This window comes from Bacteroidota bacterium (genome assembly GCA_036522515.1).
In the GTDB taxonomy this organism is placed as follows: Bacteria; Bacteroidota; Ignavibacteria; order UBA10030; family SZUA-254; genus VBOC01.
In genome coordinates this window covers 1-10,153 of record DATDFQ010000008.1, presented here as the reverse complement: position 1 = coordinate 10,153, position 10,153 = coordinate 1, and the positions used below count along the sequence as shown (strand labels likewise).

Annotated in this window: 7 protein-coding genes; 4 read left to right on the top strand and 3 right to left on the bottom strand. The window is 59.2% G+C overall.

The window, feature by feature from the left end:
- From VI215_01200 to VI215_01185, 4 genes are all read left to right on the top strand, one after another.
- Window positions 1-270 (top strand): hypothetical protein (locus VI215_01200; protein ID HEY6190922.1); only part of this gene is annotated, 270 nt, incomplete at its 5' end.
- A gap of 41 nt (window positions 271-311) precedes the next feature.
- Window positions 312-1,016: a FecR family protein gene (locus tag VI215_01195; protein HEY6190921.1), complete on the top strand. Its 705-nt coding sequence runs from the start codon at window positions 312-314 to the stop codon at window positions 1,014-1,016.
- A 75-nt stretch (window positions 1,017-1,091) separates the two neighbouring features.
- Window positions 1,092-3,548 (top strand): hypothetical protein, encoded by a 2,457-nt coding sequence (locus VI215_01190; GenBank protein HEY6190920.1) that lies wholly within the window; start codon window positions 1,092-1,094, stop codon window positions 3,546-3,548.
- A gap of 3 nt (window positions 3,549-3,551) precedes the next feature.
- Window positions 3,552-5,747 (top strand): CHASE2 domain-containing protein, encoded by a 2,196-nt coding sequence (locus VI215_01185; protein HEY6190919.1) that lies wholly within the window; start codon window positions 3,552-3,554, stop codon window positions 5,745-5,747.
- A 47-nt stretch (window positions 5,748-5,794) separates the two neighbouring features.
- Here the strand turns inward: VI215_01185 and VI215_01180 are convergent, their stop codons facing one another.
- From VI215_01180 to VI215_01170, 3 genes are all read right to left on the bottom strand, one after another.
- Complete coding sequence (locus tag VI215_01180; protein ID HEY6190918.1) at window positions 5,795-6,349, bottom strand: hypothetical protein; 555 nt, start codon at window positions 6,347-6,349, stop codon at window positions 5,795-5,797.
- Complete coding sequence (locus VI215_01175) at window positions 6,346-7,467, bottom strand: PorV/PorQ family protein (GenBank protein ID HEY6190917.1); 1,122 nt, start codon at window positions 7,465-7,467, stop codon at window positions 6,346-6,348. Before VI215_01175 ends, VI215_01180 begins: the two co-directional genes overlap by 4 nt.
- A gap of 249 nt (window positions 7,468-7,716) precedes the next feature.
- On the bottom strand, window positions 7,717-10,153 hold a 2,437-nt coding region (locus VI215_01170; GenBank protein HEY6190916.1), incomplete at its 5' end, for an HYR domain-containing protein.

Sequence of the window (10,153 nt, the reverse complement as noted above, 5' to 3'; positions counted from 1 at the left end):
GGGGGTGCGGATGTCGACCTTCCCAGCACGATCGGGGAGTTCAAGGTTTCAGCCTCGGCGCAGGCAAGCACCGACGACGCTTTGCTCAGCCAGCTGGAGGAGCTGCTCGGAAGCCGCTACCACGAGGTGTTTGTCCAGATCCGGAACAGCGGGTTCAAGCCGACCGGGAGTTTCACGCTCAACGACGCCTCCTTGACCCGGAACCAGCTCCTGGATCTGATCAACCAGCTCCGGGAGATGGGCGATTCCATCGAATTGACGTTTGAATGAAAATTCCCCGGGAAAGATATCCACGGGATGAAAGGAACCGTATGAAACGCGGATACGACCGTATGGCGTGGACCGTTCTGGTGTCGTGCTTCCTGTCGCTTGGCGGGGCGGGCACGGGCAAAGCGCAGAATCAGGGCGCGCTCGCGCTGATCATGAAGGTGATCCCGCAGGTTACGAAGAAGTCGGCCCAGAAGGACTGGAATGAAGCCGTCAAGGGCGATCCGCTCGCGACGGGAGACCACGTTCGCACGGCAAAGAGCTCCCTGGCGATCATCAAGTTTCGGGACAGGAGCATCGTCCGGCTGCGGGAGCAATCTGAATTGACCCTCGACGGGCAGTTGCTCGAGGGGAAGGTCACCAAGACGATCCAGCTCTCGAAGGGCGGTTTCGGATTTGAGTTTCAGAAGCAGCGTGAGGAGCAGTTTCGCCTGACTTCTCCCACGTCGGTCGCCTCGATCCGCGGCACGAAGGGAAAGTTGAGCGGCGGTGAAGGTTTCGACACGCTGGTCGTGACCGAAGGCCTGGTGAGACTGCATAACAATGTCTCCAATCGCGACACGGATGTCGCGGAGGGCAATATCGGCTTCTCGAACCAGGACGGCACGCTTTCAGTGCGGCAAGCCACGGCGGAGGAAATTGCCGACGCCAACAGGCTCGCAGCCGGCGGGACATCGAATGAGCTTAAACTGGAGCTGAGGGATCCGCAGGGAAATAAGAAGGAGTTAAAACTCAGGTACCAGAAGTAAGACCGGAATTGAAGACCGGAATTTCAGAGTAGATCAGACAGCAGAAGTAATCTCAATCGTGACGAGGGTCCACGAGTGATACTTTCTACGGGTTTTCCGCTCCGTTGTGCGCTTGCCGCACTTGTTCTTCTCTGCGCATCCGCGCTGGCGGTCGCGCAGGTTTCCGACAAGATTGTCAGGGTCGGGGCCGGCGCCCCGGCGCCCGGCAAACCCCTCGTGATCACCGCGGAACTTTCGAGCACGATTTCCGTCGAACGGATCGAGGTCGCCTACAGGCAGTTCGGAGAGCGCGATTACAGGCGGAGCGAGATGGCGCTCGCGGGAAACACCGGCACCGCCACGATACCTGCCGCCGAACTGGTTCCGCCGTTCCTCGAGTATTACCTGATCCTCACCCTTCGGACATCCGCCGTCCCGGAAACGTATCCGCTCGAAAACGCGCCGGAACATCCCCTGAGAGTCGACCTCCAGGGCGCTGAGACCACCACTCCCCCGATCACGATCCTGAGCCCCGACCGAGATGAACGTCTCAACCCTGAAGACGTCCTGATCTCATTCTCGCTCTCGCCCCGGGATACCGGCATCGACGACCGTGCGACAAGGGTGTTCCTCGACGGGGTCGATGTGTCGCAGTATGTGGTGGCGACCGACCGGCTCTACGTGCTCAGGCCCGAAAACCTGTCGGGCCGGCTCGACGGGGGAGACCACGGCATACGGATCCAGCTCTTCGACAGAAACGGAACGGTGGTCACGGACTACCGGTGGAACTTCAAGGTCACCCGGGCCGGGCAGCCGTTTTCTGCGGGGCCCGCTTCCGAGTGGGTCCACAATGTCGGCCTTCAGCTCGAAACGCGGCAGGAGAATCTTTCCAACGACAACACGCCCTATAACCGCGGGACGCTGACGGCGTCGGGAGCCTACCAGCAATTCCGGTTCAACGGGAAAATCTATGTGACGAACGAGGAGACCGACCGGCGGCAGCCCCAGAACCGGTTCTTTCTCGGGGTCGAATCGCCCTGGGCGAAGGTCGGATTCGGCGACAGCTATCCCGTTTTTCCGGACCTCATCATGACCGGAAAGCGCGTGCGCGGCGTGGCAGGGAGCCTTACGCTCGGATGGTTCAACCTCGACGTTTCGAAGGGGGACATCGCGCGAAAAATCGAAAGCGATACGATTAAAACGTTTCCCTCAGACAGCCTCGCATCGGTGCAGCAGAGGGATTCCACGGCACATTTCGGATTGTACGACGCATCCGCGAACCCGCAGCGATGGGCCGAGTTCGCGAGCGGGACATTCAGCCGGGATGTCACCGTCATCCGTCCCAGTTTCGGGAGGGAGGACTCCCGGATCGGTTTCAGCCTCCTGAAGTCGTCCGACGACCCGGGATCGATCCGCTACGGCGTGAGGCCGCAGGAGAACCTCGTCGCGGGGAGCGACCTGGTTCTCCGTCTGGACCGGCGCAATATCGAGCTGACCGGCCAGGCCGCAATCAGCGCCACCAACAGGGATATCTCGCGGGGAACTTTCTCCGATGCACAGATCGACTCCATCTATCAGGATCCGACCTACTCGGAGGACTACCGGAACCGCGTCCGAAGGACGAGGGACGAGATTTCCCGTTTTATCACGGTAAACGAAAACCTCGTGCCGCTGTCGGCGAAGGATCTGACCACTCTCGCCTACGAGGGGGCGATCGGACTCAATTATTTCGACAACACGTTCCGCCTCGGCTACGTGCGCCGGGGGCAGAGCTACGAATCGTTCGGGCAGCCGTTCCTTCGCACGGACGTGAGGGGATACAACCTGTCGGACCGCCTCCGGCTGATGGAACAGAAGCTCTTTCTCTCAGGCGGCTTCGAGTTCCTGAAGGACAACACGGCGAGCACCAAGGCGTCAACCACCGCGAGCACGACAGCAAACGTGGGCGTGTCGTACTATCCCCGGTCGGAGTATCCGGACGTCACGGTGGCCTACCTTCTCGCGTCGAACGTCAACGACCGGAATCTCTCCGACACGGTCTATGCGATTGACGACAGGACGGACCGGATCCTTGTTCAGCTCGCGAAGGAATTCACGTTCGGAGCGCGCCACAACGCGGTCCTCAGTGTAAGCACCTCGACACGGGACGACCACACCGTCAAGAATCTCGACACGCGCAATACGACGGTCTCCCTGAGCAACAGCTCGACCTACTCCATTCCGCTTCAGACGACGTTCAGCCTGGTGGTCAATTCGAGCAAATTCGTGACCGGGTTCTCTCCCTCCCCTCTGGAAACGACGCTCTCCTACACGACCCTTTCGGCGAGCGCGCAGTACCGGATGGCGGAAGACCGGCTCCGGTTGAGCGGATCGCTCAGCCCGACGTTCGGCGACATCCAGCGGGTTCTTGTGGACGCCTCCGCCCAGTATTACTTCATGAGAAACCTCAGCGCCCAGACGCAGCTCTTTCTCTACTTCAACAACAAGCTGTTCGGAACGCCGAATCCGACCACAGACACGATCTGGAGCCTCATCCTCCGCCTCGACGTTTAACCGATGTTTCCACGGTGGTCAAAATCGACCCGCACGATGTTCGTCTACCTCGGCATCAGCTTCGCGGTGAGCGCCTTTGTCCTCGTCCTCACGCAGAACGTCCTGATCCCGTTCCCGCCCCTGAGCAGGGCTGAATTATCTTTGATCGACCTCCGGTTCCAGCTCCGCGGCGCACGGCCCGTGGCGATCGATTCCTCCGACGTCGTGATCGTGGAAATCTCCCAGGAATCGTTCCGTTCCCTCCCCGGAGGATGGCCGTGGCCCCGCTCGTACTACACGCACCTGATCAGGAACCTTAAGCGCGCGGGGGCGAAAGCGATCGGCCTCGATATCGTCTTCAGCACCCCCGACGGCGCCAATTTGTCGGGCGACGAGGAGCTCCGGCGGGAAGTGCATGAAAACGACGGGGTCGTCCTCGCAGGCAAGCTCGACCCGGACCGGAGGCTCTACACGATCCATTCCGCGCGGGAGGATTACGGGAATATTTTTATCGACTCCACGGCCCGCTTCGGGATGGTGAATATCCGCTCCGATGCCGACGGCGTGCTCAGGAGATATATGCCCTACACGGTCGATTCGGTGCGCCGGCTTCCGGCGTTTTCGTTTGCGGTCTTGAATTCCTACTACGACAAATCGCCCTCGGCCACCGCGATCCCCTCGGAAGGGTCGTTCCGGTTCGCCCGCCGCACGATCCCGTGCTTCGACGCCTCCACGTTTCTCATCAATTATTACGGCCCTTCGGGGACGTTCAGGCGGATCCGGTTCGAAGACGTCATCGACGACAAGGATTTCACCACGCTCGAGGAACAAAAGTTCCACAAGGAGATCAATACGTTCGACGACCCCGATTACGGATACCTCTTCGACGGCACGTTCAAGGGGAAGATCGTCCTGGTCGGATCGACGCAGCCGGAGGAGAAGGACCTGTTTCCGGTGGCGATCGGCGAAGGAAGGCAGGAGGGGGACAACCAGATGTACGGCGTCGAGATCCATGCGAACGTCATACAGAACATCCTCGACGGCGATTTCATTTACCGCGAACCCCAGTGGATGAGCGCCGTTCTCGCCCTCGGGATCAGCCTCTTCACGTTCGTGTACACGGCCGCCCTCAAAACGATCCGGACGAAGTTCAGCGCGATGATCGAGATTCTGGGCGTCGCGATCATCGTCTCCGAGTTATTCTTTATCTACTGGTTCTCGATCCGCCTCTTTGTCCTGCACAATTTTCTCGTCGAGATGATGAGCCCGCTCATGGCCGTCGTCTTCAGCTACATGGGCAGCACCGTGTACAACTATGTCAGCGAGCGCAAACAGAAGGTCCAGATCAAGGGGATGTTCAGCCAGTACGTCAGCCCGACGGTCGTCGATGAAATCGTGAACAACCCGGAGAAACTGCGCCTGGGGGGCGAGAGAAAGGAACTGACGGTGTTCTTCAGCGACATCGAAAAATTCACGGGCCTCTCGGAGAAACTGCCCCCGGAACACCTGGTCACCATCCTCAACGAGTATCTGAGCATGATGACCGAGATCATCTTCTCGAACGAGGGGACGCTCGACAAGTACGAGGGGGACGCGATCGTGGCCTTCTGGGGTGCGCCCATTCCACAGGCGGACCATGCGCTCCGGGCGTGCCGGGCCGCGACGGAGATGCAGGAAAAGCTCGCTGAAATCCGGCCCGCCTGGGTCCGGCAGGGAAAACCCGATCTCAACGTGCGCATCGGCATCAATACGGGCGAGGTGATTGTCGGAAACATGGGAGGGATCGGGCACTTCGATTATACTGTGATCGGCGACAGCGTGAACATCGGCGCGCGGCTCGAGGGGGCGAACAAACAGTATTCCACGAACGTCATCCTGAGCGAGAGCACGTACCGGCAGACCGGCGACTCGCTTGTGGTGCGCGAGCTCGACATGCTCGTGGTCGCCGGAAGGACCGAGCCGATACGGGTGTATGAGCTTGTCGGGATGGCGAACGGGTCGATCTCATCCGCCCGGCTGAGCCTGGTGGAGCGCTACGCGAAGGGACTGATGCTCTACCGCCGCCGGCAGTGGGCCACCGCGATCGAACATTTTGAAGAGGCCCTCAAGATCTCGCCGCTCGATTTTCCATCGCAGATGTATATCGAGAGATCGCAGCTGTATCTCGCCTCCCCTCCTCCGGAGGACTGGAACGGCACGTTCGTTCTCCACACGAAATAGGCTGTCATCCTGAGGGAGCGCAGCGACCGAAGGATCTCCCCCCCCGTTCAAAACGTCATCGAAGCAAGAAACGTCTGTTGCGCGGTGAACATCTTCACAAGATCGTTCGCCGACCCGGCTCCGTTCACCTGCTCCGCCTGGCATTCGTAATACCGGCCTTTCGCGGAAAAAACCACGACCCTGGTCCGCTTCCCGTTTCCGCCCGTCTCGTAACTGCAGAATTTTCTCCCCCGCATCTCGAACTCTTTGGGCGCGACGACGACCGAAGGGGCTGAAGCATCGCCCTGTCGCAGGGCCGCGCTCATCGTCGCCAGAAATTCGAGCCCATCCTCCTCGACCCGGCGGGCGGCGGCTCGGTCCATGTTGATCTCCTTCACGCCCATCGTCGCGGAGAGATCGTCCTTCATCAGCCACGCGACCACGGCCGGGACGATCGTATCGCCCGATGAGGTGAACCATCCCTGCGGGACCTTGCAGGAGAAGACGCCGTCCCGGGAACGGAACGTCTGATCCGTGAGAGGATAGTCCATGCTGTAGGGAAGAGAGGCGGCGCACGAAATAAACAGGAGCGCGCTGAGCAGAAGGGAGAGGTACTGCTTCAACGGCTTTCGGTGCTTCGGCGGAATTGTTCCGCTTCGAGTGTAAAGGTGAGGGAGATGCGGTGGGTATTGTCGAGCTGGTCCGTCTGGTCGAACTTTGCGAACGAGTAATCGATATCGAACTTGGGCAGATGGATGCCCGTGCCGACATTGAGCGATCCGATATCGCTGTACCCCGCCCTGACCGCGACAAGGTTCTTGAAATCAAATTCCACCCCGCTGTGGAAATCCATGCTGACGTTTCCCAGGTGGGCGTTCGAGGCGGTCTTGCGCCCCTCGAACCGGAAATCGATATCGAACGCCGGGGTCAACCTTCCTCCAAACAGGTCGATCAGGTACGCCGTGCCGGTTTTAAGCGTCGGGGTGATGAGCTCGTTCGTCCCCGTATTCCATGCGACAAGGGTCGTCGTGACGTCCTGCGCGTTCGCTCCCACCAGGAACCTGTCGGTCACGAGGTACTGCGCGCCCAGATCGAATCCGATCCCCGTCGCCGAGGCGGTACCGAGCTCCCGCCGGATAAGTTTGATGTTCGCTCCGTAGGAAAATTGTTCGCTGACGCTTTTGGCGTAGGAGAAGTAAAAGGCCCAATCGGCCGCGTTAAAGTAGGTGACCCTGGAAGGGTCGATGCCGGCGAGATTCTGGGACTGTCCCGGGGGAAGGGGGTTGCCGTTGGCATCGATGCCGGCGTTCTGCGTGTTGGGAATGTCGTCGACCCCGAGGCGAATCAGGCTGATCGCCAGGCTCGTGCTCGTTCCTGCGGGGAGCGCGAACGCGGCGTAGTCGTAATTGATGAGCCCCCCGAACCGTTCGTCGTGCATGAGCGTGATCTGGGGGTACATCATGGCAGATAGTCCGGCGGGATTCCAATACCCCGCAGTGACGTCGTGCGCCAATGCGGAGTAGGCGCCTCCGAGTCCGAGAGCTCTTCCTCCCACCCCTATCGCAATGAACTCGCCTGCGTACTTCGCTCTCGCGGCGCCGAGGGCGGTCTGCGAAAATAAGCTGCAAAGGATTATGGCGAAGGAAACAATCGGTGTGCTTGGCGTATGACGGAAAGTCATGCACCAAATATTGAGAAAAGCCGCAAGAAAGTCAAACGCCTGGCAGTGCCGCAGTTTCACCTCCTCTCGTCATCCCGACATGCTTTAGGTCGGGATCTTTATAAAAGAGTTGAAAGATGCTGACCAGGAGCATGTCAGCATGACGAGGTGGAGAGACGTTCGGCCAAATTGAGACACCACCAAATGTCTGGCAGTGTCTCACTTCCACTAGTGATGTCATCCTGAGCGGAACGGAGTGGAGCGAAGGATCTCGCAGATCGGAAAGACGAGATCCTTCGGCTCCTCCGCTACTTCAGGATGATTGGCCCGTCACCTGAGCAGTATCATCTTCTTCGAGGAGACAAATTCTCTCCCGCTCGTCGCTGAACGCGCGGAGAGCCGGACCAGGTAAATGCCCGATGCTGCCGGTCTGCCATCCTGGTTCTGTGCGTCCCACATTGTAGTGTGCTGGCCGGCATCCCACTCGGCGTCGGCAAGGATCTTGATTTCACGGCCCAGCATGTCATAGACGGCGATCCTGACCCTGCTGTTTTCAGGTACGTCGAACCTGATCTCCGTCGTTGGATTGAATGGATTCGGATAGTTCTGATAGAGAGCGTATTCCTTCGGAATGAGCCCGGCAGCCGTTTCACCGGATTCGCCGGGACGCATCCCTGCAATACTGAGCAGCGAGCTCATGACCTTCACGTTGCCTCCGCCATTCGGTTTTCTCAGATTTTGCAGAATGGACTTGGTGCCGTTCCAGTTGCTCGAATAGAGCAAGCCGCCGTTCGGATCCTGTAATGTCACACTCACCGAATCTCCCTGGCCGCCGGCCGTTGAATCGGTCATCTGCACGGTGAGAGACATGTTTCCGCCGACGCTGAAAGGAGCCAGCGGGTTCGTGATGTTGGTCAGGTTTGCTTTTGTGCTGAAGCTTGCCTGATTTCCAAGGACCGTCAGCGAGTTGATTGCGTTACTCTTGATCTGGTACATGCTATCGTTGGATGCACGTATGATGATGTTGGTCTGGCCCTGAAGGTTCGAGCCGCTCTTGTTATACTTCATCGTAAAACCGAAGTCGGACCTCGAGTTCAGCTTCCCACCATACTTTCCGGCGGTACGGAGCATTATGAGGTATCCCCCGCCCGATACCTTGTCCGAACCGGGTATCGAAACGGTTACGACGTCAGGCCCGCCGACCCCGGTGTAATATCCGTTCACTACGGTGTAGATCGTCAAGCTTGCGCCCTGCGAATTCACCTCCGAGCTCGACATTGTGTAGGTGAACGTCGTCGTGGCAGAGCCGACCGTCGGGTCTGCCGGGTTGATCAGGCCCACCGGAAGGTTTGCCGTCCCAAGCACGGGTCCGTTCAGACTGTCACGCCGGAATGTGACCGTTGCGCGGGTTGCGTTTCCGATGTGGCCGTCTGCGGCATCTGTGACGGTTGCCGATAGCGTGATAGTCGCAGAGGTGGATGTCAACGATCCGGTCGAGAAGTACGGCAGGCCGGAGTAGTCCGCGCTTGCATTCTCCTTCATGATCGTAAACGGCGCCGAGAGTGAGCACGGCGCGAAGGCGGTGTCACCAGCGAAAGCCGAGACCACCGAATACACCGGAGATGGCGAACCCGACGGGGCCTGGTTTACCACGATAGATGCATTCGCTAATCCGCTGGCATTCGTCAGACCGGAGGCGGACTGTGACGTGATAGTGAAACTCACGTTCTTGCTCGCAAGGAAAGTGCCGGTCAAGCTGTCCGTAAGGGTAGCTCCGAGGACTACCGAGTCTGAATACTGAATCGATCCGGCACCCTGGAACGCGAGCTTCGTTTTCCGTTTGGACACAATCACATTGAACGAGCATGTGGAGGTATTGCCCGACGGGTCCGTCGCTGTGCAGGTGACAAGGGTCGTTCCAACTTGGAACAATGAACCCGATGGCGGTGAGCAGTTGAGCGTGGCGCCGCAGTTGTCCGAGACCGGAACTGTGAAGGTGACCATGGCAGTTTTCTTCCCGAGATCGGTCACAGTCGTAATGTTTCCGGGGCAGAAGATCTTGGGCTTCTCGGTATCGACGACCGTAACCGTGAAGGCGCAGCTATCCACGCCGCAGGTGTTCGTCGCTTTGACTTTTACCGTTGTCGTGCCCACCGGGAAATACGTGCCGGATGATTGCGAGTATGAGAGAGTGGGGGTCGGACTGCCAGTTGATGAAGCCGTGAAGTTCACCACCGTTCCGCATTGGCCTGCAGTGTTCTTGGTGTTGATATTACTCGGGCAGGAGATCACGGGCGCAGTATTGACTGTCAATGATCCCGTCCCGGAACCGGTGCATCCCTTCGAGTCGGTGACGGTTACCGAGTAAGATCCTCCGCTGCTTACACTGATCGTGGAAGTCGTCGCGCCCGTGCTCCAGGCAAACGTCTTGGAACCCGTCCCGCCCGCCGGTGTGGCGGTGAGCGTCGCAGGCAGCGTGCTCGCGCAAACCACCGGACTATTCACTGAAACTGTGGGGTTCGGGTTCACGATGAGGGTACCGGAGCCTGATCCTGTGCAGCCCTTGGCATCCGTCACTGTTACAGAGTAGGTGCCAGCCGTGCTTATGCTGATCGTCGAGGTGGTCGCGCCAGTGCTCCATGTGAACGTCTTGGAACCCGTTCCCCCGGATGGGGTGGCTGTGAGTAGCGCCGGGAGCGTGCTTGTGCACACCTCGGGACTATTCACCGAAACCGTGGGGTTTGGATTGACGGTCAAAGTGCCTGAA